Raw genomic sequence first — 25,532 nt, 5'->3', positions numbered from 1 at the left:
AAGGGCAAGGGCTGCATGGGAGGATGGATGGACGCTCACTTCCCGATACAGAAATCCCGGAAGATGACGTCCAGGAGATCCTCCACATCCACGCGGCCCGTGATCCGGCCCAGGGCGCGGACGGCCAGGCGCACATCTTCAGCCGCCAGTTCGGGCAGGGGAGCCGACAGAGCCCGGTGCAGATTGTCCCGGCACTCCTCCAGCGCTGTACGATGGCGGGCCCGGGTCAGGGCCGGCGCGCCGGACGGGGCGTAACGGGCGGCCACGGCCTGTTCCAGGGCAGACAGCAGGGCCGGCACCCCCTCACCGGTCCGGGCCGAGATCGGCAGGACCGGGCGGCCCAGCAGGGGTGGGGCCGCACCCGCCAGATCGGCCTTGTTCATGACCAGCATTGCGTCATCATCGACCAGTGCCAGGGTGGCCGCGTCCGGCATTTCGGCCCCGTCAAACACCAGCAGCTTCAGATCGGCCTTGGCCGCCCGGTCAAGGGCCCGGCGGATGCCCTCGCTTTCCACCTGGTCGGCGGCGTCGCGCAGGCCGGCCGTGTCGGCCAGCAGCACCGGATAACCGCCCAGGTCCAACTGTACCTCGATCACATCGCGGGTGGTACCGGCCTGGTTGGAGACAATGGCGACATCGCGGCGGGCGATGGCGTTCAGCAGGCTGGATTTGCCGGCATTGGGTGCCCCCAGGATGGCGATGGAAATGCCGTCGCGCAGCCTTTCGCCGCGCCCCTGATCGGCCAGGTGCGTCGACAGTTCCGCCACCAGCCCTTCCACCACTGGCCGCACGGCGTCGGACAGGCCACCGGGCAAATCCTCCTCCGGAAAGTCGATATCGGCTTCCAGATGGGCCAGCGCGCGGGTCAGGCGATGGCGCCAGCCATCATAGAGCTGCCCCAGCGCCCCTTCCATCTGGCGCAGGGCCTGGCGGCGCTGTGCGGCCGTTTCCGCGTCCACCAGATCGGCAATCGCCTCCGCCTCCGTCAGGTCCAGCTTGCCATGCTCAAAGGCGCGGCGGCTGAATTCCCCCGGCTCCGCCACGCGCAGGCCCAATCCGGTCAGGGCCTGGGTCGCCGCCGACAGCACAGCCCGGCCCCCGTGCAGGTGCAGCTCGACCACATCCTCACCCGTGAAGCTGGCGGGGGCGGCGAAATACAGCACCAGCGCCCGATCGAACAGGTCGCCCGTCGCCGGATCGATCAACCCCGCCAAGGCGGCCATCCGTGGCGCGGGCAGGGGCCGGCCGGTCAGCGCCTGCAGTGTCCGGCCGGCATCGGGACCAGAGATGCGGATCACCTGCACCCCGGCGCGGCCGGGGGCGGATGCCAGGGCGAAAATGGTGTCTGCGTGCATCAGGCGTGTTTCACGTGAAACATCATCACTCGGCGGCGGCGGACTGCCGCGCCACCACATCCGCCGGCAGCTTGTCGGTGGGCTGCAGCATCAGCCGCTCCACGCGCTTGCCCTCCACCAGATGGGTCTGCAGCACCTCATCCACATCCGCCTTGGTCTTCACGGCGTACCAGACGCCCTCCGGATAGACGACCAGCACGGGGCCCAGCTCGCACCGGTCCAGGCAGCCGGCATTGTTGATGCGGACATTCTTGCCCAGGCCCAGGCCGGTGGCCTTCTTCTTCATATAGTCGCGCAGCTCATCGCCGCCCTTTTCCCGGCAACAGCCGCGGGGGTGGCCCGGTTCCCGCTCGTTCGTGCAGACGAACACATGTGCGTGGTAGTAGGGGGCGGGATCACCCGTCACGATATCGCTCACTTCTTGCCATCCTTGCTGGGCGTGCCCATGGCGTTGGACATCTGCGACCACATCAGTTTCTGGAATTGCTCGATGCCCTGCAGCCCCATGGGCAGCCAGGTCTTCATCATGGTTTCGGGATCCATGGCCTTCAGATTGGCCGACATCTGATCCTGCATCTGGCGCATCAGCGCCTCCTGCATCGGTTGGACATCGGGCAGGCCCAGGAAGGTTCGCGCCTCCTCCGGCGTGCAGTCGATATTGATGGTGACCTTCATGCCGGCGCTCCTTTGCGATGCGTCCCGTACCAGGCGGGATTTTTCCCGCACCCTGGGTTCGACACAAGGATAAACTATCTGTTCTTCATCAGCCCGTCACAGCCATCACGCATGATGGGCCCCAGATTTCAGGATATCCCCATGGCACGCTCCCCCACCGCGGTTACGCGCGGGTCCGGCAACCGGCTGCATCTTGAGACCAGCCCCTATCTGCGCCAGCACATGGACAACCCTGTGGACTGGATGGGGTGGGGGCCGGCCGCGCTGGCCAAGGCAAAGGCGGAGGGCAAGCCCATCCTGCTGTCGGTCGGCTATGCCGCCTGCCACTGGTGCCACGTCATGGCGCATGAGAGTTTCGAGAATCCCGCCATCGCCGACCTGATGAACGACCTGTTCGTTAATATCAAGGTCGACCGGGAGGAGCGCCCCGACTTGGACCATATCTATCAGCAGGCGCTGAGCCTGCTGGGCCAGCAGGGCGGCTGGCCGCTGACCATGTTCCTGACCCCCGACGGACATCCGTTCTGGGGCGGCACCTATTTCCCGCCGGAACGCCGCTGGGGCCGGCCTGGTTTTCCCGACGTGCTGCGCACGGTGGCCCAGACCTATGCGGAGGAACCGGAGAAGGTGGCCCGCAATGTCCAGGCCCTGACCAACGCCATGGACAATCTGGCTGCCAGTCAGCCGGGGGGCGCCATCGGTCCCGACACGCTGATCCAGGTGGCCGAAAGGCTGGTGCGGGAAGTGGACCCGGAATGGGGCGGCATCGGCAGTGCGCCGAAATTCCCGCAGCCCGGCATCTTCGAGCTGCTGTGGCGCGCCTTCCGCCATACAGGTCGACCCCCGTTCGCCACGGCCGTGATCCAGACCCTGACACGCATGGCGCAAGGCGGCATCTATGATCATCTGGGCGGCGGCTTCGCCCGCTATTCCGTGGATGCGGAGTGGCTGGTCCCACATTTCGAAAAGATGCTCTACGACAATGCCCAGCTGATCGACCTGATGCTAACGGTCTGGCAGGAGACGCGCGACCCGCTGCTGGCCGCCCGCATCACCGAGACGGCCGACTGGGTGCTGCGGGAGATGGTCGCCGAGGACGGAGGCTTCGCCGCCTCCTTGGATGCCGACAGCGAGGGGGAGGAGGGCAAGTTCTATGTCTGGCGCGACAGCGAGATCCGCCGCCTGCTGCCCGCCGATGATGCCGACCTGTTCTGCGCACATTATGGCGTGACGCCGGAGGGCAATTTCGAAGGTCACACCATCTTGAACCGGATGCACACGGACGGCCTGGCCGACGACGCGACGGAGGCGGTGCTGGCCCGTTGCCGGGGCCTGTTGCTGCAGGTCCGCGCCGGGCGCGTGCGGCCGGGCTGGGATGACAAGGTGCTGGCCGACTGGAACGGGTTGATGATCGCGGCCCTGGCCCGGGCCGGTGCCGCGTTCGAACGGGTGGACTGGCTGGATGCCGCGCGAAGGGCCTTTGCCTTCATCGCAGAACATATGTCCACGCCCGACGGCCGTCTTCTGCACAGCTATCGCGACGGGCAGGCACGGCATCGCGGCACACTGGAAGACCATGCCAACATAGCCCGTGCCGCCATCACCCTTTATGAAATGACGGGGCAGGAGCCCTATCTGGACCAGGCCATCGCCTGGGTCGACCGGATCGAAACCCATTTTCATGATGAGAGCGATGGCGGCTATTTCATCACCCCGGATGATGCCGACGACCTGATCCGCCGCCCGCGCCATGCCCATGACAATGCGGTGCCCGCCGGCAACGGCACGCTGGTCGGACTGTTCAGCCGCCTGTGGCTGTTGACCGGCGGTGATGCCTGGCGGCAGCGCGCCGACGACCTGATCACCGCCTTTGCGGGGGAGGTGGCGCGGAATTTCTTCCCCTTGGCCGGGTTCCTGAACGGTATCGACCTGCGGCTGCATGGGCAGGTGCTGGTGATCGTCGGCACACCCGACGACCCCGAAGCCGCGCGCATGATACAATGCGCGTTGCGCAAATCCCGGCCCAATTTGCTGCTGATCCAGCGTTCTCCGGATGCAACCCCGTTGCCCCCGCATCATCCCGCCGCAGGCAAGACCATGGTTAAGGGAAGCGTTACGGCTTATCTTTGCCAGGAACAGCATTGTTCGGCCCCGGTGACGACGGCCACAGACCTTTCCGCCCTGCTGGGCGGATAATGCATCGCATTTCAATCCAGCCCATTCAAAGAAGGATATCCCCATGCCTGACGTTATGATCCAGTGCCCCGACGGCAACTTCAGCGCCTATCTGGCCGCCCCGACCAGCGGCCAAGGCCCCGCCATTGTTGTCATCCAGGAAATTTTCGGCGTGAATGCCAACCTGCGCGCTGTGGCCGACACCTATGCCGCCGCTGGCTATTTCGCCATCGCCCCCGACCTGTTCTGGCGTCAGGAACCGGGCATCCAGATCACCGACCAGACCGATGCCGAATGGCAGAAAGCCTTCCAGCTTTACCAGGGCTTCAATGAGGTAAAGGGTGTGGAGGATCTGCAAACCACCATCGACTATATCCGGCAACAGCCGGGCGTGACGGGCAAGGTCGGGGCGGTGGGTTTCTGCCTGGGCGGCAAGCTGGCCTACCTGACCGCCACCCGCACCGATATCGATGCCTCTGTCAGCTATTACGGTGTGGGCATCGACAAGGATATCGGAGAGGTTTCGGCCATCACCAAACCGCTGATGCTGCATATCGCCGGCAAGGATGGGTTCGTGCCGCCCGACGCGCAGAAGACGATCCTGGATGCCGTGGCCGGCAATTTCCTGGTCGAGACGCATGTCTACCCGGAACGCGACCATGCCTTCACGCGCATCGGCGGCAAGCACTACCATGACGGGGATGCGAAGGTGGCCCACTCCTATTCCTTCGATTTCTTCAAGAAGCATCTGGGCTGATCCAGCGGACGGGCCACTCGTCCGACCTGTATCCACCTGCACGGGGTCCGCCGGATGGCGGGCCCCGTTCCATTTCAGGGAAACCGATCATGAACCACGCCATCATCGTGCGTGAAACCGGCGGACCGGAGGTGTTGCGCTGGGAGGCAACAGATCCTGGTCAACCCGGACCCGGCCAGACCCTGGTTCGACATACGGCCATCGGCCTGAACTTCATCGATGTCTATTACCGAACGGGCCTCTATCCCGCGGCGTTGCCCTTCACGCCCGGGATGGAGGGTGCCGGCATTGTCGAGGCCGTGGGCGAGGGGGTGACTGACGTCGCGCCCGGTGACCGTGTTGGATATGGCCAATCTCCCCTTGGCGCCTATGCGCAGCGCCGCGTCATGCCGGCGACCAACCTGATCCGCCTGCCGGACTGGATCACTGACGAGGTTGCGGCCGCCATGCTGCTGCAGGGGCTGACGGCGCAATATCTGCTACGTCAGACCCATGTCGTACAGCCGGGTGATGTCGTGCTGATCCATGCGGCTGCCGGCGGGGTGGGGTTGCTGGCCAGCCAATGGGCGAACGCCCTGGGTGCTACCGTCATCGGTACCGTCGGGTCAGAGGAAAAGGCTGCCCTGGCCGCCGCCCATGGCTGTCACCATGTCATCCTGTACCGGACGGAGGACGTGCCCGCCCGGGTGCGCGCGATTACGGGCGGACGCGGTGTCGATGTGGTCTATGACGGTGTGGGCAAGGATACGTTCAACCTGTCCCTGGACTGCCTGCGCCGGCGCGGCCTGATGGTCAGCTACGGCAATGCCAGCGGCGCGGTGCCACCCTTCGATATCGGCCTGCTGAACCGCAAGGGTGGGCTGTTCTTGACCCGCCCATCCGTCGGACATTATGCCGGCACCCGGGCCGAACTGCTGGCCATGGCGGACGATCTGTTCAATGTGGTTCGCGATGGTGCGGTGAAGATCAAAATCCACCAGCGTTTCGCCCTGCAGGACGCTGCCGCGGCCCACCGTGCCCTGGAATCACGGACCACGACAGGGGCCACCCTGCTGATCCCCTGACACTGTCGCCCCGGTGTTTCACGTGAAACACCGGGGCGTCGGATCCTCAGGAGGCCAGCCAGGCCGCGTTCTTCAACCCCTTCACAAAGGCCTCGTGCGCGGCCAGCTCGTCCGCACTGGGGGCATGCGGGCGAGGGGGGCGGGACACACGGACCACGGGTGCTGCGACAACCTCCACATTCGTCTGCACGACCGGTCCACCGGCCAGAACCAGATCGGGTTGCCGGCCACCCATCAGCTCCAGATAGACTTCCGCCAGCAACTGGCTATCCAGCAAAGCCCCGTGCAGGGTGCGGTTGGAATTGTCGATATCAAAGCGGCGGCACAGCGCATCCAGGCTGGCCGGCGCGCCGGGGAAGCGCTTACGCGCGATCTTCACCGTATCGACAACCGGGTTCGTCAGCTTGCCCATGCCGATGCGCGCCAGTTCGGCATTCAGGAAGCCGATGTCGAAGGTCGCATTATGGATGACCAGCTGCGCATCGCCGACGAAATCCAGGAAATCTCCGACCACGGCGGGAAACAAGGGCTTGTCCGACAGAAAGGCTGCCGACAGCCCATGCACCGCCTCCGCCTCCGCCGGCATGTCGCGTTCAGGGTTCAGATAGGTGTGGTAGTGCTTGCCGGTAGCGACATGGTTGAACAGTTCCACGCAGCCGATTTCCACAATGCGGTCGCCGTTCAGGGCGTCGATGCCCGTGGTTTCGGTATCCAGAACGATTTCACGCATGGCTTATCTTTCACTTGGCAAATCGTGGTCCCTTGCGCGGGGGCCAGACACGGCCCTTGCGCCGCTTCAGCAGCGCCACGATGCGGGCCAGCCGGGTCAGCGTCAAGCGTCGCCCCAAGCCGGTCGGCACCACGAAATCGGCGCGCTGGCGCTTGATCCGGTCCGGGGTCTGCCGGGACAGGATATTGGCCAGTTTGGCCGGGCTCATGCCCGGACGGGCCAGAACGCGGGTGCGCTGGATGAAGGGTGGAGCGGTGACCACGATGACGGCATCCACGCGCTTCTCCCCGCCCGTTTCATACAGCAAGGGGATATCCATCACGACCAGCGGCACCCGGTGTCGCGCACAGCGCTTCAGAAAGGCGTCGGAATCGGCGCGGGTGAGCGGATGAACCGCCTGCTCCAGCCGTCTCAATGCCTCAGGCCTGCCCAGGACGGCGGCCGCCAAGGCCACGCGGTCAACGGCACCATCCCTCACCGCCTGAGGGAACAGGACAGCGATGCGGGGAACGGCGGCACCACCCCTGGCATAAAGCCGGTGGACGGCGGCATCGGCATCATGCACGGGACAGCCCAGCCGGCGCAGCATCGCCGCCGCCGTCGATTTGCCCATGCCGATGGACCCGGTCAGTCCAAGAATGATCATCGCGGGTCCAAAACAAAGCGGCGCAGGTCGTCCGTTACCTGCGGATCGGTGCCGAACCAGGCGTGAAAGCCGGGCCGGGCCTGATGCAACAGCATTCCCAGACCATCCACAGTCGGATTGCCCCGCGCCTGCGCCGCCAGCAGCAGGGGGGTGACCAGGGGAACATAGACGATGTCCGTCACCACAGCATCGGTTGGCAGGGAGGACAAATCGATCTCCAGCGCCGGATAGCCGGTCATGCCCTGGCTGGTGCTGTTGACCAGCAGCACAGCCCCGTCCAGGGCACGGGACCGGCTGTCCCAGTCGCCGACCTTGATGCGCGGGTCGCCCAGATCCGCGGCGATTTCCGCCGCACGGGCCTGGGTTCTGTTCAACAGACGGATTTCGGGGGCTCCGGCATCCAGCAATGCCACAACGACCCCCCGGGCCGCGCCGCCGGCGCCCAGCACCACCGACGGACCGGCCGTTACCGACCAGGTTGCCGGCGCGCAGGCCGCAAGATTTTCCCAGAACCCGTAGCCATCCGTGTTGCGACCTTCCAGGGTGCCGTCGGGTGCCACGATGATGGTGTTGACCGCACCGATGCGCCGGGCCGACGCATCCAGCCGGTCGACCAGGCGGAAGGCCAGTTCCTTGTAAGGGATCGTGACATTGCACCCGCGCAGGCCCAGGGCGGGCAGGGCGCGGAGAGCCTGTTCGGCCCGGTCCGGCGGCACCGCCAGCGGAACATAGGCGCCATCAATCCCATATTGGCGCAGCCAGAACCCGTGCAGCAGCGGGCTGCGTGAATGGCTGACGGGCCAGCCCATGACGCCCGCCACCAGACCCTTGCCGGTCAGCATGTCCCAAACTCCCCGATCAGACCGGTATCACCCGCCGCGTGCGCAGGAAATCCAGCACCTGCAGCAGGGGCAGGCCCTGGATGGTGAAATGGTCACCCTTCACCTTGGTGAACAGCTGCGCCCCCAGACCTTCGACCTGATAGGCGCCGGCACAGGACAGGACAGCGTCGCCGGCCGCATCCAGATAGCGCTCGATGAAGGCATCCGACAGGGGCCGCATCGTCAATGTAGCGTGGTCGATATGGTGCCAGACGCGCACGCCATTATGGAACAGCACAGCCGCGGAATAGAGCGTATGGGTGCGTGCCGACAGACGGCGCAGATGGTTGACGGCATCGGCGCGATCGATCGGCTTGTCGAACCAATGCCCATCGCATTCCAGCATCTGGTCCGCGCCCAGCACGTATCCGACCGTATATTTGCGGGCGATCCTGGATGCCTTCAGATCAGCCAGCGCCTCCGCCACCTCCGGCGGCTTCATGCCGGCGGCCTTGCCGGAATGCTTCATCTCCTCCTCATCCACGCGCGGCGGTTCGGCATGCACCTCCACGCCCGCGGCTTCCAGCATGCGACGGCGCGAGGCGCTCCCCGATGCCAGGATGATCGGTTCCGACGACAGGAAGGAAGACATTACGGCGTCTCCTCCCGGCCCGTGGCCGGGACATTGGCCACGGCCTGGGCCACAGCTTGCGCCAAATTCGGCCGGCGGCGGGCCAGGATCATCATCACCTCGGCCGCCGTCTCCTCGATCGACCGGCGCGACACGTCAATGACGGCCCACCCCTTGCGCGTGAACAGGCGACGGGCCTCCAGCAACTCGTCCTTCACCTTGTCGATATTGGTGTAGGAAGTGTCGTCGCCCTGGTTCAGCAGCTTCAACCGGTTGCGGCGGATCTGCACCAGCCGCTCCGGGTCCTTGGTCAGACCGACGATCAGGGGCCGCGTCAACTGGTCCAGCTCCGGCGGCAGCGGACAGCCGGGGACATAGGGAATATTGGCTGCCTTGATCCCGCGATTGGCCAGATAGATGCAGGTCGGTGTCTTCGAGGTGCGGCTGACCCCGACCAGGATGACGTCGGCATCGTGCAGACCCCAGGCGCTTTGCCCGTCATCATGGTTCAAGGCGAAATCCATGGCGTCGATGCGGCTGAAATACTCGGCCGTCAGCGCGTGCTGACGGCCCGGCTTGCTCTGGCTCTGCAGGCCCAGAAACGCCGCCAGCGCGTCGATCAGCGGATCCAGCACGGAGATGGAAGGCACCGCCAGCTCCCGGCAAGTATCCTGCAAGCGGTGGCGCAGCTTCTCATTCACCAATGTGTACATGACCAGGCCGGGATTCTCCCGGATGCCTTCCAGCACCATGTCCAGCTGCCGTTCGGTGCGGACCAGGTTCCAGAAATGTTCGATCGGCTGCACCTGGTCGAACTGGCTGACGCAGGCGCGGGCGACGGAATTGATGGTCTCCCCCGTGGCATCAGACACCAGATGCAGATGGAAAGTCTTGGGGCCGGTGGACGGGACCTTTTCACCGCCGATGGAAGAGCCGGGATACATCGTGTGTGAACCGCTCCTGGGGATATCTCGGGGACGAATGTGCGTGAAGCCGCCGGAAATGGGTACGGCCCCATTCCATCCCTGGCAAGCCCGCAGTTTATCAGGTCGGTTCACCGCCTTGGGATGATCTCTGCGGGTTTACCTGTGAATCAAGGACGAATCGGGCAGCGCGGGCTTTTTGTCCCCATCTCTCCGCCGGTCGGAATTTCCAGGAATTCGGCGGTTCCTGCCGTGTTCTCCGCTGCTTTTTCCACAGAACTTTTCCACAATCTGCCGAAACCCCGTCAAATGTGGAAAACCATCGGGACAAAACTGAATTCCCGTTATCCACAGGCCCCTCTACACCATCAATCCTTCTTTTAAAAAAGTGAGTATTAAGAAGAGGGGGATGGGATAAAGTCCGGCCCGTTTCGATACCCTCCGTGACCCAGGTTTCCGTGCCATGAGCCAGACCCAAAATCCGTCGCCCAAGAAGATGCTGGCAGCCTTTGCCGGCCAGCCCCAGACACCGCCGCCCTTCTGGCTAATGCGCCAAGCGGGGCGGTATCTGCCTGAATATCGGCAGGTGCGGGCCCAGGCCGGTGGTTTCCTGGATCTGTGCCTTAATCCCGAGCTGGCCTGCGAAGTGACGCTGCAGCCCCTGCGCCGCTATGGCATGGATGCCGCCATCCTGTTCTCCGACATTCTCATCGTTCCCTGGGCCCTGGGACAGGGGCTGCGCTTTGCCGAAGGCGAGGGGCCGCAGCTGGATGCCATCCGCGACCAGGCCGGGCTGACGCGGCTGGATATCGATGGTCTTCACCGTCGGGCCGCACCCGTTTATGAAACCGTGTCACGCATTCGGGCGGCCCTGGATGACCGGACGGCCCTGATCGGGTTCGCCGGCTCGCCATGGACGGTCGCCTGCTACATGGTGGAAGGGGCAGGGTCGAAGGAATATGCGCATGTGAAGCGCTTCGCCTACACCGACCCCACCGGCTTCAACCAGCTGATCGACATCCTGGTCGAAGCGACGATTGAATATCTGTCGATGCAGATCCAGGCCGGGGCGGAACTGGTGCAGCTGTTCGACAGCTGGGCCGGCGCCCTGTCCGCCGACGATTTCCAGCGCTTTGTCGTGGAACCTACCCAGCGCATCACCACCGCCCTGAAGCGGCGGCACCCCGGCATCCCCATCATCGGCTTTCCCCGCATGGCCGGGCTGAACCTGGAATCCTTCGTCGAAAAGGCCGGCGTTGACGGCGTATCGCTGGATCCGGGCGTGCCTGCCGGCTGGGCAGCCAGGCAGCTTCAAGGCAAGGTGGTCGTACAGGGCAATCTGGACCCGGTGCTGCTGATCGCCGGCGGGGAGGCGATGGACAGCGCCGTGCGCAAATTGCTGGAAACTTTGGGAAATGGCCCATTCATTTTCAACCTTGGGCATGGGATTATCAAGGAAACACCGCCGGAAAACGTATCTCGTTTGGCCGGGTTGATCCGCGACTGGCGGGGTGACACAAGGGGTTGATCAAACCCCTCCACATCTTGCGTGTCGATGGACAGTTCACCCCCACGCGCCCGCATCGCGATCGTCCTGGTTCAGCCTGGACAGCCGGCGGACGACAGTCTGGTTCCGGACTATTTCAGGGCGCTGCTCACCGCAGGAACGGTGGGGGCACCGGCGCTGGCTGCGCGGGCCTTGCTGGCCTTGCGCACCCGGCGACTTGCCCGGGAATTCCAGGTGGATGAGATGACGGCCGGTGCCGTCGATCCCATCGGCTATGAGCTGGAAAACGCACTCTGGGAGTTCGGGACAGTGCAGGTCTTCACCGCCTGCCTGTTCACGGCCCCATCCTTGCTGGCGGCTGCACATGAGGTGGCCCGGTTCCAGCCGGATCGGATCGTCATGGTTCCGCCGTCGCCCTTGTTCAGCAGTGGACTGAACGGGCTGGCCCTGACGCAATGGCGACGGGCGATGGCCAGTGCCGGCCTGACGGCACCTGCTAGCAGCCTGTGCTGTCATCCGACCGACCCGCCATTCCTGCGCCGGCTGGCACAACGGGCGGTGGATGCCATGGGGGCGACCGCCGCCCCCACTGCCGATGGCACGCTGCTGCTGCTGGCACCGGGCACGGGAACGGGCGCGGGTGACCCCCTGGCCTGGCAGATGGGCAGGCTTGCCGCCGAACTGGCCAGGCTTCTGGATATCCGGCCGCAACGGGTGGTTTCCGCACTGCTGCCCATCCCCGGCTTTGCTGACAGCGGACTGCCTTCGGTGGACACGACGCTGCGGCGACTGCGATCCTCCACGGTGACCATCCTGCCATTGCTGCCCTGGTCGCTGCTGCGGTCCACCTGGGCGGAATTCCTGCCGCATTGGCGTATGGCGGCGCAGGGATCGGGTATCCTGTCGTTGGAATTGGCCGATATGCAACCGACGGACGGCGCGTCCCTCGCCCCGCTGGTCCGACAGGCCCTGGCGGCGCTGCCGGGGGTTTGCGCCGGCTTTGGCCGACGTCTCTGCCCCGGTGATCTGGCCAGCTGTCCCCATCGGCGCATGGCGGTGGCTGCCATGCATGGCGCTGCCGGTGCTTGATTATGCCGGCGATCGGCCCCACCTTCGGGACCGGAGCCGATGACGGCATGATCAGGATCGCGACCCATGTTCATCCAGACCGAAGAGACCCCGAACCCCGCCACCCTGAAGTTCCTTCCGGGTCGGGATGTGCTGGGCACCGGAACGGCGGACTTCACCGATGCCGCCGATGCGGCTGCCCGGTCGCCGTTGGCCGATCGCCTGTTTGCGGTGGAAGGCGTGACCCGCATTTTCCTGGCGGGCGACTTTATCACGGTCACCAAGGATGAAAGCCGCGACTGGTACGTGATGAAGCCCGGCATCCTGGGCGCCATCATGGAACATTTCGCCACGGGCAAGCCCGTGCTGCTGTCGGCCCAGGCCGATGACAACACCATCAACGAGGATGATGACGAGATCGTCGCGCAGATCAAGGAACTGCTGGACGCCAAGGTGCGGCCGGCCGTGGCCCAGGACGGCGGCGACATCACTTTCCACGGTTTTGATAAGGGCGTGGTCTATCTGGCCATGAAGGGCGCATGCGCCGGCTGCCCCAGCAGCACCGCCACCCTGAAGGCCGGAATTGAAAATATGCTGCGCTACTATATTCCCGAGGTTGTCGAAGTGCAGCAGATTCGGTAGAGTGTCCTTCTGGTTCATAAAAGATGTCTAAATTTGCGCCTATCTCTGGCGCCTAAATTTGGACGCAATGGACTGGCAGATGCCATGCCCGGGGGGTCGGGGGACCCCTGTTGCGGGGGAATTGGACCCCGTCGGCATGACCCGGACGGAGAGGCCCCAGGAAGGGGCCCGTGCGCGGGTATTGCCTTCTGAACCTGACCGGCCGGCCCCATTTCGGGCCAGTGGCCAGAGTGCGGAGTTTGCTCCGGCAAAATGGACGGATGCGCGCCATGAGGGCGGTGCGTCGTGTCCTTTTCGGCTTGGACTGTAAGGGATTGAAAAAAATATGCTGACAGACGCGAACGAGGGCTGCGAAAGCCCCCGCGGTACGGCTGCCCGCATCTGGGGCGTGTCGGCCCTTTTTGTGATGCTCATCGCCGTCCTGCCGGCGACCATTTTTGTGAATGCCTCCAGCTGGACCCTGGATCGCACGGCGCGGGAATTCCTGCTGCCGGTGGCGCGCCCCGAAATGGCGGCACCCGTTCAACTGGCCATGGTCACCACCCGACACGATCCGGATTTCAAGCTGGAAGCGAAGGCCACGCTGGACCTGTTCCATGCCCGCGATTACCGCATCGAGGGTGTGCGCAGCGGGGAAAAGACGGTTCCGCGTGTCGTGTTGACCGACCTGCCCACGGGGATGACGGCGCTGGAAAGCCCGGATGACCGCAAGGCTTTGTTCGTGAAAACGCTGCTGCCGCTGATCTTGATGACGAATGAGCGTATCGAGAAGGACCGCGACCGGCTGTTGCGCCTGCATGCGCTGAAGCAGTCGGGTGAGAGCCTGGCACCCCAGGACCGGCTCTGGCTGGCCGAGCTGGCTGTCCAGTACGGCATGGCCGTGGAGGGTGAGGTCAATACCAGGTCTCTGCTGCAACGGGTGGATGTCGTTCCTGCTTCCCTGGCACTGGCCCAGGCCGCGGAGGAAAGCGGCTGGGGTACGTCCCGCATCGCGCAGAAGGGCAATGCATTGTTTGGCGAGCAGACCTGGAAGCCGGAAGATGCGGGCATTGCACCGCGCAACCGGCGACAGGGCGACACCTATCGGTTCCGCGCCTTTGACGATCCCAAGGGCAGTGTCGAAAGCTATATCCGTAACCTGAACACCCACCGCGCCTATGCGCAGTTCCGGCAGATGCGGGCCAGCCTGCGCGCCAAGGACAAGCCCATCGAGGGCCTGACCCTGGCCAATGCCCTGGTCAGCTATTCGGAACGCGGGGATGATTATATTCGCACCATCCGCTCCCTGATCCGGGTCAACAACCTGTCGGACTTCGACAGGGCCGTGCTGACCGACGATCAGATGGAAGAGGTGCTGGGGCCGCAACCCAAGGCGAAGGTCGTCCCGGTGGCGGCCAATGCGACAATGCCGGCGCGGACCGAGGGTATTGTTCCCGCCTCCATGCGGCGGTGACATCGGCCCGTTCCTGCGGTCATGCTTGTCCTTTGCCATTCCCGCCGCGTAATACCAATACTGGAAAGTGCCGACCAAGGGTCGGAACTTTCCGGCCCCTCAAACGCCGGGCGGCCCGCATCTGCGGGCCTTGGCTTCACGGGCACCAGCCCCGCGCGGCCGCCGTCGCGGCCGATACCAGGGCCAGAAGCCAGAACTTTCTGACCCTGGTATAAGACGGGAACAATGTTGTTCGCAAAAGGAAGCATCATGTCGCAGACGCTGAATGTTGCGGCGCTGGATCAGCTGTTCCAGGCCGCCCGCACCCATAACCGTTTCACAGACCGGCCTGTCGATCCGACCTTGCTGCGGCAGATCCATGATCTGCTGCGCTGGGGGCCGACCAGCGCCAATTGCTGTCCGCTGCGTATCGTCTTCGTGACCAGCCCGGAGGGCAAGGCACGGCTGAAGCCCTGCCTGTCGGCGGGCAATCTGGACAAGACCATGGCGGCACCGGTCACGGCCATTCTGGCTTACGACACGCGCTTTGCCGAGAACCTGCCCAAGCTGTACCCGCATGTGGACGCACGGCCCTGGTTCGCCGACCCGGCCGTCGCCTTTGAAACGGCGTTCCGCAACAGTTCCCTGCAGGCCGGTTATTTCATCCTGGCGGCCCGGGCTGTCGGTCTGGATTGCGGACCGATGTCGGGTTTTGATCAGGCCATGCTGAACGCCGAATTCTTCCCCGACGGCCGATATAAGGCCAACTTCATCTGCAATCTGGGTTATGGCGATGCAGCTGGCCTGCATCCGCGCGGCCCGCGCCTGGAATTCGACGAAGCCTGCAGCATCTTGTGATCGTTGCTGCCGCCGACCGCGCCCCTGGCTACCCTGCCGGGGCGCGGTCGGGATTGCGGTGAAATTATTCGTCGGTGTTCAGCCGCTCGCGCAGCTGCTTGCCCGTCTTGAAGAAGGGGATCACCTTCTCATCGACATCCACGCTTTCGCCCGTGCGCGGATTGCGGCCGGTGCGTGCATCGCGACGCTTGACGGAGAAGGCGCCGAAGCCACGTAACTCCACCCTGTCTCCCCGGGCCAATGCCTCGGTGATTTCGTCGAAGATGGTGGTGACGATCTTTTCCACGTCCCGCTGGTAAAGATGCGGGTTGCGTTCGGCCAGTCGCTGGATCAGTTCCGACTTGGTCATGCCTTTAAATCCCCCCTGGGACGGTGGCGTCGATTAACGGGACCAGACCTTCACCGACCATTGACCGGCCGGGCGGAAGGTCAATGCCCGCGGCCGCCTTGTTAAACCCTGCCAGATTGCCCAACACGGGCCGGCTGTGCAAGGGTAAGTCTTTCTGTCACAACGCTTTTCCTGCAAAAATAACCACGGGTCAGGCATCCATGCCCCAATATTGGCGGATCAGATGCTTGAATTCGGTCAGCAGCCGGTCCTTGACCTCCCGGTCCTTCTCCGCATCGCCGAAGCGGGTGCCGGCGATGGCCTGCAGGAATTGCCAAGTCAGATGGCGCCCCATCTCGAACTTGACGGGATCGGCGGCCAGATAGGTGCCATAGATTTCCGTGGCTGTTTCTTCCCAACGCTGACCGAAATGCTCTTTGGCCGGATAGACGATGGCTGCCAGTTCCGGATCGGTACGGGCAGCAGCGTCCAGTTCCTTCCAGACAGTCCAGAGCGGGTGGTGGGCAGCCTTCCACAGGGCGTCGATACCGTTGTCCAGACCAGCTGCACCATCATGCGGGGCGGTCGAAGCCGCCTGCACGAAATCTTCCAGAAAGCGCTGGATGATGTGGTCCACTGTCGCGCGCAGCACTTCCGGCGTGGTCGGGAAGTAATATTGCACCGCACCACGGGTGACCTTTGCCTGCTTGGCGATCTCCGACGTGGTCGTCCGATGATAGCCCAGGTCCAGAAAGCAACGGATGGTTGCCTCTATGATCCGTTGATGGGTCGCGATGCTCTTCGGCGTCTGGCGGATGCGAGAATTGCTTGTTTCGCTACCGGCTTTGCTGGCCATGGAGGTTTCCGTTGGCTGGATCTGTGTTTCGCGGTGCTTGGTTCCCTTGCCCGCGCGCAGTTAACAATTGGGTAACCATATATCGAAGCGAGGGACTATGTAAGGATAATGCCGTTACCTCGCAAGCCACCTCTCCGCCGGTCTGATCTGACATTCCCCCGGGACAAGCCAGACGAACGGTCAAGGGGCATGCCATTACGGCTCGACAGGGGATGGGGGCTGCGCTATGGGAGACGCGGTTCATTCCTGACGAGCAAGCACCGCCCGTGACGCCGCGCCAACAGGCCTTGGACATCCTGCGCCACATCGGCCAAGTGGCAGATGATGATATCGACCTGGGCGAGGCTGCCCTGGCGCTGGCGCTTTTGGAGTATCCGGGGACAGACCTTGTCCCCTACCGGCGGCATCTGGCCGACCTGGCCACGGATCTGGCTGACATCGTGGCGGAGATGGGTGGCGCGCCGACGCTGGCCGATCGGGTCGCGGCGCTGAACCAGCTGATGGCGGTCCGCCATGGCTATCAGGGTGACAGCGAGACCTACAGCGACTTGCAGAATGCCAACCTGTTCCGGGTCATTGACCGCAAGCGCGGCCTGCCTGTCAGCCTGGGCATCCTGATCATGGTGGCGGCCCGGGCCAATGGCTGGACGATCATGGGGCTGAACTTCCCCGGCCATTTCCTGATCCGGCTGGACCATGCCGGCGGGCGCCAGATCCTCGACCCGTTCGATGGCGCCAATCCGCGTGATCCGCGCGACCTGCGTGACCTGCTGAAGCTGACCATGGGCATGGAAGCCGAACTGACGCCCGACCATTATGCCCCGGTGTCGAACCGCGAAGTGCTGCTGCGCCTGCAGAACAACCTGAAGCTCCGCCATCTGTCGACGGACCAGCCCGCCAAGGCGCTGGCCGTGGTGGAGGAAATGCTGCTGTTCGCGCCCGACCATATCGGCCTGTGGCGGGAATCGGGATTGCTGAACGCGCATCTGGGCAACCTGTCGGCCGGCATCGCGGCGTTCGAACATTTCCTGCGGCTGGGCCGTGCGCGCGGGGCATCGGCCCAGCTGCTGGAGAATACCGAGCATCTGCTGCGGCAATTGCGCGGCCGGCTGAACTGAGTTCCTGTGACGGCGCGCATGGTGCTGTCGTCCGAATGCGGTATTCCTATCCGCATCCTCCTTTCCGCCCCTGTGCCGGAGATTGATCCATGACCCTGAAGGTCGCCATCCAGATGGACCCGATCGAGTCCATCAATATCGATACCGACAGCAGCTTCATGATGGCGCTGGAAGCCCAGCGCCGCGGCCATGCCCTGTGGCATTATCATCCGCGCGATCTGGCGCTGCGCGGCAACAAGCTTTATGCCCGCGTGCGCCCCATGCAGGTGCGGCGCGAACGCGGCAACCATCACAGCATGGGTACCGCGGAGGTGATCGACCTGTCGACCATGGACATGGTGCTGATGCGCCAGGACCCGCCGTTCGACATGGCCTACATCACGGCCACGCATCTTCTGGAACATATCCATCCCAAGACGCTGGTCGTGAACGATCCGGTGTCGGTACGCAACGCGCCGGAAAAGCTGTTTGTCACCCATTTCCCCGACCTGATGCCGCCGACGGTCATCACCTCCTCGCGCGAGGAGGTGCTGGCGGCGCGGGCGGAATGGAAGGACATCATCGTCAAGCCGCTTTACGGCAATGGCGGCTCCGGTGTGTTTCACGTGAAACCAGATGACGAGAACCTGGGCGCGCTCTTGGAGACCTTCACCCAGCTCTATCGCGAACCGGTGATCGTGCAGAAATACCTGCCGGAGATCCGCAAGGGCGACAAGCGCATCATCCTGATCGATGGCAAGCCCGCGGGTGCCGTGTCGCGCATCCCGCAGGATGGGGAGGCGCGGGCCAATTTCCATGCCGGCGGCAGTGCGGGCAAGACCGTGCTGACAGCGCGGGAGCAGGAGATCTGCGAGGCCATCGGCCCGACGCTGCGCAAACAGGGCCTGCTGTTCGTCGGTATCGACGTCATCGGCGACTACCTGACGGAGATCAACGTCACCAGCCCGACCGGCATCCAGGAGATCAACCGCCTGAACGGATCGGCCCTGGAATCAACGCTGTGGGACGCGATGGAAGCGCGCTACGCCGCCACACGCTGACGACGCTGGCACCAGGGTCGGGAAGGGTCCAATTCCCATATCCGGCCCTGGTCCATCCCCTTGCCGATCGTATACGACTCGACCTACTCTCTTGTCCGCCATGGATAAGGGAAGGGGATGTGATGGGTCCGCTTGATGCCACGTCGACCATGGGCCGCCGGGCCTTTCTCTGCTCCTGCTGCGGGTTGGCCGCCTGGAGCCTGACGGGCGGGGTGTTGACGGTGCGGGCAGGCGCCCCGGCCACCGGCATCGATGCCGACCTGGACGCCTTCTTCGCCGATGCCTTTGCCCGGCAGGCTGCCAAGTCCCCTGAACTGCGCACCTCCCTGGGTCTGCCGGGGGACCAGGGGGCCTGGGATGACCTGTCCGACGCGTCCCTGGCCGCCGATGATGCTGAAACGGCCCGCGACCTGGAAAGGCTGCGGCGCGACTTTCCCGATGCGAAACTGTCGCCGGAAAGCCTGCTGAACAAGAAGCTGTGGGAATATCAGGCCGAGGAACGCCTGTCCGTCGCCCGCTGGCGCGGGAATTTCTATCTGGCCGACCATTTCAATGGCCGGCATGGGGAAATCATCGACACCCTGACCACCTATCATCCCGTGCGGGACAAGGTGGGGGCGCTGGCCTGGCTGGCGCGGGTGAAGTCGATCGATCGACCCGTCGACCAGTTGATTCAGGGTCTGGAGACCCGCGCGGCCAAGGGGGTGAACCCGCCCCGCTTTTCCCTGCAGAAGACACTGGACGCCGTGCGCAACGTGTTGACCGGCCGCCCGTTCCAGCCTGACGCGCCGGAGGAGACGGCTTTGCTGGCCGGGTTCCGGCGCAAGGTGGAGGCCCTGGACCTGCCGTCGACCGACAAGGCGTCGCTGGTGGCCGAGGCCGGAACGTTGCTGGCGGGCCCCTTCGCGGCGGCCTGGAAGCGGCTGGCCGCGTGTGTGGAAAAGCTTCTGGCCCAGACGGATGACCGGGACGGGGTGTGGAAGCTGCCGGACGGCGCCGCCTATTACCAATGGTGCCTGTCGCGGCACACGACCCTGAAACTGGACCCAGAGGATGTGCATGCGCTGGGTCTGGCAGAGATGAAGCGCATCCAGGCGGAGATGGGTTCCATCAAGGACAAGGTCGGGTTCAAGGGCGACATGGCCGCCTTCAACCAGTTCCTGCGCACCGACAAGCGGTTCTATTTTGCCGATGATGATGCCGGGCACGATGCCTATCTGAAAGGCGCCAATCTGATCCTGGACCGGGTGAAGGCTGTGCTGGAGGGGCAGTTCAACCTGAAGCCCAAGGCCGACCTGATCGTGCAGCGGTTCGAACGCTACCGCGAGGCCAGCGAGACCATCGCACGCTATGGCCAGCCGGCGGCCGACGGGTCGCGCCCCGGCATCTATTATGTCAACCTGTCGAACATGAAGGAGATGCCGATCTGGCAGATGGAGGTGCTGGCCTTCCATGAAGGCATTCCCGGCCACCATCTGCAGATCGCCCTGGCGCAGGAGGCGACCAGCCTGCCGGCCTTCCGCCGCAATGATTTCCATACGGCCTATGGGGAGGGCTGGGCGCTTTATTCCGAACGGCTGCCCAAGGAACTGGGCTTCTATGCCGATCCCTATTCGGATTTCGGCCGGCTGACCTTCGGCCTGTGGCGGGCGCTGCGGCTGGTCATGGATACGGGCATCCATGCCAAGCGCTGGACCCGGACCCAGGCCATCGACTATTTCGTCGCCAATTCCGCCTTCACCCGTGAAGTGGCCGAACGCGAGGTCGACCGTTACATCGTCTATCCCGGTCAGGCCTGCGCCTATTACATCGGCATGCGCAAGATCCTGGAATTGCGGGAAAAGGCCCAGAAGATTCTGGGCGCCAAATTCGACATCAAGCGCTTCCACGACACCATCCTGGGCAACGGTTCCGTGCCGCTGTCGGTGCTGGAAAATGTGGTCGATGGCTGGATCAAGGGGGTCTGAAGACCCCCATTCAACAACAAGCACAACGGAACAGCAGGCAATCCATGACCCATATTCCCAACCGCCGGCAGCTTCTGGCCGGTGCCGCCGCCATCGCCTTTGCCACGGCGTCAAAGGCCGCCTGGGCCCAGGCCGTGCCCGGCCCCTTATCGCTGTCGGACGCGACCAAGCCGAAGAACAAGGGTGACGTAGCGGCGCTGAACGCCTTCTTCGCGGAGATGTACGAGGCGGAGCTGGCGCTGTCGCCGGAGACGCAGACATCGCGCGGGCGCAAGACCAATTATGACCGCTGGGACGATCTGTCGGACGGTTTCGCTGATGCCGCCCTGGAGCGGACCAGGCAGGCTTTGTCCCTGCTGCGCCAGGGCTGGGACGTGAAGGCGCTGCCCCCGGCCGACGCCATCAATTACCGGCTGTTCGAAAAGGGTTGCGAGGATGACATTGCGGCCCGCCGCTGGCGCGCCCATGGGTATCCCATCAACCATCTCTATGGCCGGCATACCGGCATCCCCAGCTTCCTGGCCAATCAGCACAAGATTGCCGACCTATCGGACGCAGAGGCCTATCTGGCGCGTCTGTCCGGCATCCCGCGTGTGCTGCAGCAGGTGATTGACCGGGCCCAGGACAGTGCGGCCAAGGGCATCGTGCCGCCCAAATTCTCCCTGGTGAAGATGCGGCCGGACATCCGCGCCGTCATCACCGGTGCCCCCTTCGACCAGGGGCCGGACAACGCCATCTTCGCCGACTTCAAGAAGAAGGTGGCGGCCCTGACCATTCCCGACGCGGAAAAGGCCAAGCTGGTGGCTGAGGCCTCATCCATCCTTGTGGCCAAGGTGAAGCCCGCCTACGAGGCGCTGGACGCCGCCGCCGCCAAGCTGGAAGCCGTCGCCACCGATGATGACGGTGTGTGGAAGCTGCCGGACGGGGGTGATTATTATCGATTCTGCGTACAGCGTTCGACCACCACCAGCATGACACCCGACGAGGTGCATGCGCTTGGCCTGAAGCATGTCGACCTTTTGCAGAAGGACATGGCCGGCATCATGGCCAAGGTCGGCTTCACGGGCACGCTGGCGCAGTTCTTTGAGCATCTGCGCAGCGATCCGCAATTCTACTTCGCCAATGACGATGCCGGCCGCGCCGCCTATCTGGCCCATTGCGAGAAGGTGATCGCCGATTTCTCCGCCCGCCTGGATGATCTGTTCATCACCAAGCCGAAGGCGCCGGTCATCGTGAAGCGGGTGGAGGCCTATCGCGAGAAATCCTCGCCGCCCGCCTTCTATAACCAGCCCGCTCCCGACGGGTCGCGGCCCGGCATCTTCTACGCCAATCTGGCCGATATGCGGGAAATGGCGAAATGGCAGGCCGATGCCATCGTCTATCACGAGGCCATCCCCGGCCATCACATGCAGATCGCCATTTCCCAGGAACTGGGCGACGTGCCGGAATTCCGCCGCTACGCCTTCTATGGCGCCTATATTGAGGGCTGGGGCCTTTATGCCGAGCGACTGCCCAAGGAGGTCGGCTTCTATCAGGACCCCTATGCCGATTTCGGCCGTCTGACGACGCAGATCTGGCGTGCCGTGCGTCTGGTCGTGGATAGCGGCATTCATGCCAAGCGTTGGACCCGGACCCAGGCCATCGATTATTTCGTCGCCAACACGCCGCTGAACCGCGATCAGGTAATCCGGGAGGTGGACCGCTATATCGTCAGTCCCGGCCAGGCCACCAGCTATTATGTCGGCATGCTGAAGATCCTGGACCTGCGTGACAAGGCGAAGAAGGAACTGGGGGCGAAGTTCGACCTGCGCAGCTTCCATGATCTGGTCCTGCGGACGGGGGCGGTGCCGCTGGATGTGCTGGGCGAACAGGTGGACGCCTGGATCAAGATGAAGAAGGTGTGATTGGGGGCGGCCGGCGTGGGTTGACGGTGGTTGCAACCCACGCCACTCTCCTTATCCCGCACTGCAACATGGACCTGCCATGATCCGCCTGACCGTCGCCCTGTTCAGCCTGTTCCTCGTTCTGGCGCCGGCGCGGGCGGAGGTGCTGGATCAGACCCCGCGTACGGCCGTGATGTCGGCCTTTCCGCCGGAACTGGTGCCCCTGCTGGCCGCGACCAAGGACAAGCACACGGTCAATGTGCATGGGGTGGATTTCACCACGGGCACCCTGGCCGGCCGGCCCGTCGTGCTTGTCCTGTCTGGCGTCAGCATGGTGAACGCCGCCATGACCACCCAGATGCTGTTCGACCGGTTCAAGGTCGATGCGCTGCTGTTTACGGGCATTGCCGGCGGCCTGGACCCGGCGCTGCATATCGGCGACGTGGCCGTGCCCCGCCGCTGGGGCCAGTTCCTGGAAAGCCATTTCGTACGGGAAGGGACCGATGGCCGGCTGTTGCCGGCCGGTTGGGCCAGCCTGCCATACCCGGCCTATGGCGTCATCCAGCCGTCCAACGCCTATATCCGCCAGCAGGGCAAAAGCGAGCCTGTGCGCAAATTCTGGTTCGAGGCGACGGGCGACCTCTATGCCCTGGCGCAGAAGGTGGTGCCGGGCGTGAAAATGGATAAATGTGCGGCCAACAAGACCTGTCTGGCGACGGAGCCCAAGGCCGTGCTGGGTGGTGACGGCGTATCGGGTCCGGCCTTTGTCGACAATGAAGGCTGGCGCACCTATCTGAACGGCACGGTCGGCGCCCGCGTTGTTGACATGGAAAGTGCAGCCGTGGCCCTGGTGGCCGAACAGAACGGCGTGCCCTTCATCATCTTCCGCAGCGTGTCCGATCTGGCCGGGGCCGATCCGGACGAAAACCGCATGCATACTTTCATGGCGCTGGCCGCCAGCAATGCCGCCAAGGTGCTGACGGCGTTCCTGACGGCGCTGCCTGGCCCCGGCGTCAGCCCGCCGCGCGTTCCATGAACCCCGCCATCTCCAGATCCAGGCGGGAGACACCACCCACATCGTGGGTGTTCAGGGTGACATCGACGCGGTTATAGACGTTGAACCATTCGGGATGGTGGTCGATCTTGTCGGCCAGGATGGCGACCCGCGTCATGAAGCCGAACGCCTCGTTGAAATCCGTAAATCGGAACGTCTTGACGATGGCGGCCTGATCGGCGCGCAGCGTCCAGCCGGGCAGGGATTTCAGCGCTTCTTCCACCGCATTTGTTGCCAGTTTGGCGGGCCGGCCGGTTTGGGCTTGCGTCATCTCTTCCTCCTGATCAGGATTTGTTTGCCTGTTGGTGGACCCGTGCGCCGGTCGGCGTCAAGCCGCGCGGAGGGGGGCCTGCCCGTTTTCCGGATTACCCCGATGACCTCGCTGCGCCGCTTCACCACCGCCCCGACCCTGGCCGAAATGGAGACCATCGCCGCCCGTGCGGCGCAGTCCATCCCGCAGGAACTGCGCGACCATGTGCGCAATGTCCTGATCCGGGTGGAGGATTTCCCCGACGAGGAGACGGAGCGGGAGATGGAGCTGGAAAGCCCCTTCGACCTGCTGGGGCTTTATCGCGGCGTGGCCCTGACGCATCAGCACATCACCGAGCCGCGCCTGGAACCCGACCTGATCTTCCTCTACCGCCGCCCCATCCTGGATTACTGGTGCGAGACGGGGGAGGACCTGGAGCATCTGGTCCGCCATGTGCTGATCCATGAGATCGGCCACCATTTCGGGCTCAGCGACGACGACATGGAAGCGCTGGAAGCCCAGGCTGACTGACGCATTCGCCCTCATGCGCGATGCCCCGCCCGCACCATCCAAGGTGCGGGAATGCCGGTGCACACCGTGATCGATCTGACTTCATCACAATTTTGATTGAACAGGTCATATGCCTTGGCATATTGGTTTATGCAACTGGACCCGAGCGGCTGCGCGCCGCCGGGTCGGACCTGTGACATCATGGAGGTTGCCTTGCCGCCGCGTTCCAAGCGCTTCAGCAATGAAGACGTGCCCGATGGCAGCAGTACTCTGGTCATCCGCAATGTTGTCGTGCTGGGCAAACGCACCAGCCTGCGGATGGAACCTGAAATGTGGGATGCCCTTGCCGATGTGGCCATGCGGGAAAACCACAATGTCCATGATATCTGCACACGGATTGTCGAGCGCAAGCCCGCTGCCGCCTCGCTGACTGCCGCGATCCGGGTATTTCTGGTGAATTACTACCGGCTGGCCTCAACGGAGGAGGGGCACCAGCGCGCCGGACACGGCACGGGCAATCCGGACATCATTACAGCCGCTCTGAACCTGCAGTCGGCCCCGCAGCCGGGAGCCGGATGACTACTACTGTAGGGAGAATAAATAATAGTGTCTTCAGAGCGCCACGCCGGACCCTATCGGGCCGGCTGCACGAAACAGGTGGAGGTTCCGTGGGCGTAAAGCCGGCCGTCGTCACGGCCGATGACGCGTCCTTCGGCCAGCACCAGGGTGCGGCCGACATTGATCACCTTGCCCTCCACCCGCACCACGCCCGCATCGGCCATGATCGGCCGCAGGAAATTCACCTTCAGTTCCACCGTGCCGAAGCCCGTGGCCGGGGGCAGGGTGGTGTGGACCGCACAGCCCATGGCACTGTCCAGCAAGGTGGCGGCGAAACCGCCATGCACGCTGCCCAGGGGGTTCAGGACATGGTCGCCCGGCATGCCTTCGAACACGGCGCGGCCTTCCTCCACCTCGCCGATCAGCAGGTCCATGCCCAGGGTTACGGCCATGCTGGGCGGCGGCAGCTCGCCCCGGGCGATGCGGCGCACGATCTCCAGCCCGGATAATGTGGTCAGCAGCGACCGGTCCAGCGGCGTGGCATCCCATTCATACTGGCGTGTCCGGCGCGTCATCACGGGTTTCCTTGATAAAAGAACGAACGGTCGTTCTAACTCATGCCTTCCGTCGGGTCAACCATTCGCATGCCGGATCGTTGCGCCGATTGTTCCTGACCATTCTCTA

Annotated in this window: 27 protein-coding genes; 15 read left to right on the top strand and 12 right to left on the bottom strand. The window is 64.1% G+C overall.

The genetic code is table 11. From position 1 onward, the window contains the following. Positions 1-35: 35 nt before the first annotated feature. The 3 genes from mnmE to ACODTW_RS05660 are packed head-to-tail and all read right to left on the bottom strand — an operon-like array spanning position 36 to position 2,030. Positions 36-1,355 (bottom strand): tRNA uridine-5-carboxymethylaminomethyl(34) synthesis GTPase MnmE, encoded by a 1,320-nt coding sequence (mnmE, locus tag ACODTW_RS05670; RefSeq protein WP_488944981.1) that lies wholly within the window; start codon positions 1,353-1,355, stop codon positions 36-38. A 25-nt stretch (positions 1,356-1,380) separates the two neighbouring features. After that, positions 1,381-1,773 carry a (2Fe-2S) ferredoxin domain-containing protein gene (locus tag ACODTW_RS05665; RefSeq protein ID WP_488944980.1) on the bottom strand — a complete coding sequence of 131 codons (393 nt, stop codon included), beginning with the start codon at positions 1,771-1,773 and terminating at the stop codon, positions 1,381-1,383. Then, on the bottom strand, positions 1,770-2,030 hold the full coding sequence (locus ACODTW_RS05660) for a DUF6489 family protein (RefSeq protein WP_488944979.1): 261 nt from the start codon (positions 2,028-2,030) through the stop codon (positions 1,770-1,772). The genes ACODTW_RS05665 and ACODTW_RS05660 overlap by 4 nt, the downstream gene beginning before the upstream one ends. A 141-nt stretch (positions 2,031-2,171) precedes the next feature. Between ACODTW_RS05660 and ACODTW_RS05655 the strand changes: the two genes are divergently transcribed. The 3 genes from ACODTW_RS05655 to ACODTW_RS05645 all read left to right on the top strand — a co-directional run bounded on the left by ACODTW_RS05655 (position 2,172) and on the right by ACODTW_RS05645 (position 6,026). Further along, a complete protein-coding gene (locus ACODTW_RS05655) occupies positions 2,172-4,226 on the top strand; it encodes a thioredoxin domain-containing protein (RefSeq protein ID WP_488944978.1) in 2,055 nt (684 codons plus the stop codon). Positions 4,227-4,269: 43 nt separating this feature from the next. After that, entirely contained in the window at positions 4,270-4,962 is a 693-nt protein-coding gene (locus ACODTW_RS05650; RefSeq protein ID WP_488944977.1) for a dienelactone hydrolase family protein, read from the top strand. Between the two features lie 89 nt (positions 4,963-5,051). After that, a complete protein-coding gene (locus ACODTW_RS05645; protein WP_488944976.1) occupies positions 5,052-6,026 on the top strand; it encodes a quinone oxidoreductase family protein in 975 nt (324 codons plus the stop codon). A 46-nt stretch (positions 6,027-6,072) separates the two neighbouring features. Here ACODTW_RS05645 and dnaQ read toward each other — a convergent pair whose 3' ends face one another. The 5 genes from dnaQ to ACODTW_RS05620 are packed head-to-tail and all read right to left on the bottom strand — an operon-like array spanning position 6,073 to position 9,798. Further along, the gene (gene dnaQ, locus ACODTW_RS05640; protein ID WP_488944975.1) at positions 6,073-6,756 is read right to left on the bottom strand and encodes a DNA polymerase III subunit epsilon; all 684 of its coding nucleotides are present in this window, start codon (positions 6,754-6,756) and stop codon (positions 6,073-6,075) included. 10 nt (positions 6,757-6,766) lie between these two features. Beyond that, positions 6,767-7,402 (bottom strand): dephospho-CoA kinase, encoded by a 636-nt coding sequence (coaE, locus tag ACODTW_RS05635; protein WP_488944974.1) that lies wholly within the window; start codon positions 7,400-7,402, stop codon positions 6,767-6,769. Then, positions 7,399-8,244 carry a shikimate dehydrogenase gene (locus tag ACODTW_RS05630; protein ID WP_488944973.1) on the bottom strand — a complete coding sequence of 282 codons (846 nt, stop codon included), beginning with the start codon at positions 8,242-8,244 and terminating at the stop codon, positions 7,399-7,401. Before ACODTW_RS05630 ends, coaE begins: the two co-directional genes overlap by 4 nt. Before the next feature lie 16 nt (positions 8,245-8,260). After that, on the bottom strand, positions 8,261-8,875 hold the full coding sequence (locus ACODTW_RS05625) for a Maf family protein (RefSeq protein WP_488944972.1): 615 nt from the start codon (positions 8,873-8,875) through the stop codon (positions 8,261-8,263). Next, entirely contained in the window at positions 8,875-9,798 is a 924-nt protein-coding gene (locus tag ACODTW_RS05620) for a pyruvate, water dikinase regulatory protein (RefSeq protein WP_488944970.1), read from the bottom strand. The genes ACODTW_RS05625 and ACODTW_RS05620 overlap by 1 nt, the downstream gene beginning before the upstream one ends. Before the next feature lie 442 nt (positions 9,799-10,240). On the opposite strand from ACODTW_RS05620, the gene hemE reads away from it, so the two are divergent. From hemE to ACODTW_RS05595, 5 genes are all read left to right on the top strand, one after another. Next, a complete protein-coding gene (gene hemE, locus ACODTW_RS05615; protein ID WP_488944969.1) occupies positions 10,241-11,305 on the top strand; it encodes a uroporphyrinogen decarboxylase in 1,065 nt (354 codons plus the stop codon). A 27-nt stretch (positions 11,306-11,332) separates the two neighbouring features. Continuing rightward, positions 11,333-12,373: a ferrochelatase gene (locus ACODTW_RS05610; protein ID WP_488944968.1), complete on the top strand. Its 1,041-nt coding sequence runs from the start codon at positions 11,333-11,335 to the stop codon at positions 12,371-12,373. Positions 12,374-12,439: 66 nt separating this feature from the next. After that, a complete protein-coding gene (locus ACODTW_RS05605) occupies positions 12,440-12,994 on the top strand; it encodes a NifU family protein (RefSeq protein ID WP_488944967.1) in 555 nt (184 codons plus the stop codon). Positions 12,995-13,319: 325 nt separating this feature from the next. Then, entirely contained in the window at positions 13,320-14,447 is a 1,128-nt protein-coding gene (locus ACODTW_RS05600; protein WP_488944966.1) for a glucosaminidase domain-containing protein, read from the top strand. 249 nt (positions 14,448-14,696) lie between these two features. Further along, the gene (locus ACODTW_RS05595) at positions 14,697-15,284 is read left to right on the top strand and encodes a malonic semialdehyde reductase (protein WP_488944965.1); all 588 of its coding nucleotides are present in this window, start codon (positions 14,697-14,699) and stop codon (positions 15,282-15,284) included. A gap of 64 nt (positions 15,285-15,348) precedes the next feature. On the opposite strand, the gene ihfB is transcribed toward ACODTW_RS05595, so the two are convergent. Next, positions 15,349-15,633: an integration host factor subunit beta gene (gene ihfB / locus ACODTW_RS05590; protein WP_054168028.1), complete on the bottom strand. Its 285-nt coding sequence runs from the start codon at positions 15,631-15,633 to the stop codon at positions 15,349-15,351. A gap of 190 nt (positions 15,634-15,823) precedes the next feature. After that, positions 15,824-16,468, bottom strand: a complete 645-nt coding sequence (locus tag ACODTW_RS05585) for a TetR/AcrR family transcriptional regulator (protein ID WP_488944964.1) — start codon at positions 16,466-16,468, stop codon at positions 15,824-15,826. Positions 16,469-16,734: 266 nt separating this feature from the next. On the opposite strand from ACODTW_RS05585, the gene ACODTW_RS05580 reads away from it, so the two are divergent. The 5 genes from ACODTW_RS05580 to ACODTW_RS05560 all read left to right on the top strand — a co-directional run bounded on the left by ACODTW_RS05580 (position 16,735) and on the right by ACODTW_RS05560 (position 23,512). Then, entirely contained in the window at positions 16,735-17,586 is an 852-nt protein-coding gene (locus ACODTW_RS05580; protein ID WP_488944963.1) for a SirB1 family protein, read from the top strand. An 89-nt stretch (positions 17,587-17,675) separates the two neighbouring features. Next, a complete protein-coding gene (gene gshB / locus ACODTW_RS05575; RefSeq protein WP_488944962.1) occupies positions 17,676-18,626 on the top strand; it encodes a glutathione synthase in 951 nt (316 codons plus the stop codon). 122 nt (positions 18,627-18,748) lie between these two features. Continuing rightward, complete coding sequence (locus ACODTW_RS05570; protein ID WP_488944961.1) at positions 18,749-20,593, top strand: DUF885 domain-containing protein; 1,845 nt, start codon at positions 18,749-18,751, stop codon at positions 20,591-20,593. 44 nt (positions 20,594-20,637) lie between these two features. Then, positions 20,638-22,497, top strand: a complete 1,860-nt coding sequence (locus ACODTW_RS05565) for a DUF885 domain-containing protein (RefSeq protein ID WP_488944960.1) — start codon at positions 20,638-20,640, stop codon at positions 22,495-22,497. 79 nt (positions 22,498-22,576) lie between these two features. After that, a complete protein-coding gene (locus ACODTW_RS05560) occupies positions 22,577-23,512 on the top strand; it encodes a 5'-methylthioadenosine/S-adenosylhomocysteine nucleosidase (protein ID WP_488944959.1) in 936 nt (311 codons plus the stop codon). Here the strand turns inward: ACODTW_RS05560 and ACODTW_RS05555 are convergent. Next, positions 23,490-23,801 carry a 4a-hydroxytetrahydrobiopterin dehydratase gene (locus ACODTW_RS05555; protein WP_488944958.1) on the bottom strand — a complete coding sequence of 104 codons (312 nt, stop codon included), beginning with the start codon at positions 23,799-23,801 and terminating at the stop codon, positions 23,490-23,492. The genes ACODTW_RS05560 and ACODTW_RS05555 overlap by 23 nt on opposite strands. A gap of 102 nt (positions 23,802-23,903) precedes the next feature. Here ACODTW_RS05555 and ACODTW_RS05550 point away from each other — a divergent pair, with 102 nt between their 5' ends. Then, a complete protein-coding gene (locus ACODTW_RS05550; RefSeq protein ID WP_488944957.1) occupies positions 23,904-24,311 on the top strand; it encodes a metallopeptidase family protein in 408 nt (135 codons plus the stop codon). A gap of 192 nt (positions 24,312-24,503) precedes the next feature. After that, positions 24,504-24,869, top strand: coding sequence for a ribbon-helix-helix domain-containing protein (locus tag ACODTW_RS05545; protein WP_488944956.1), 366 nt, complete (start codon positions 24,504-24,506; stop codon positions 24,867-24,869). A gap of 53 nt (positions 24,870-24,922) precedes the next feature. Here ACODTW_RS05545 and ACODTW_RS05540 read toward each other — a convergent pair whose 3' ends face one another. Continuing rightward, positions 24,923-25,423: a PaaI family thioesterase gene (locus tag ACODTW_RS05540; RefSeq protein ID WP_488944955.1), complete on the bottom strand. Its 501-nt coding sequence runs from the start codon at positions 25,421-25,423 to the stop codon at positions 24,923-24,925. Positions 25,424-25,532 lie beyond the last annotated feature (109 nt).

The organism is Niveispirillum sp. FG148 (genome assembly GCF_057809655.1).
This window is presented reverse-complemented; position numbering and strand designations above follow the sequence as displayed.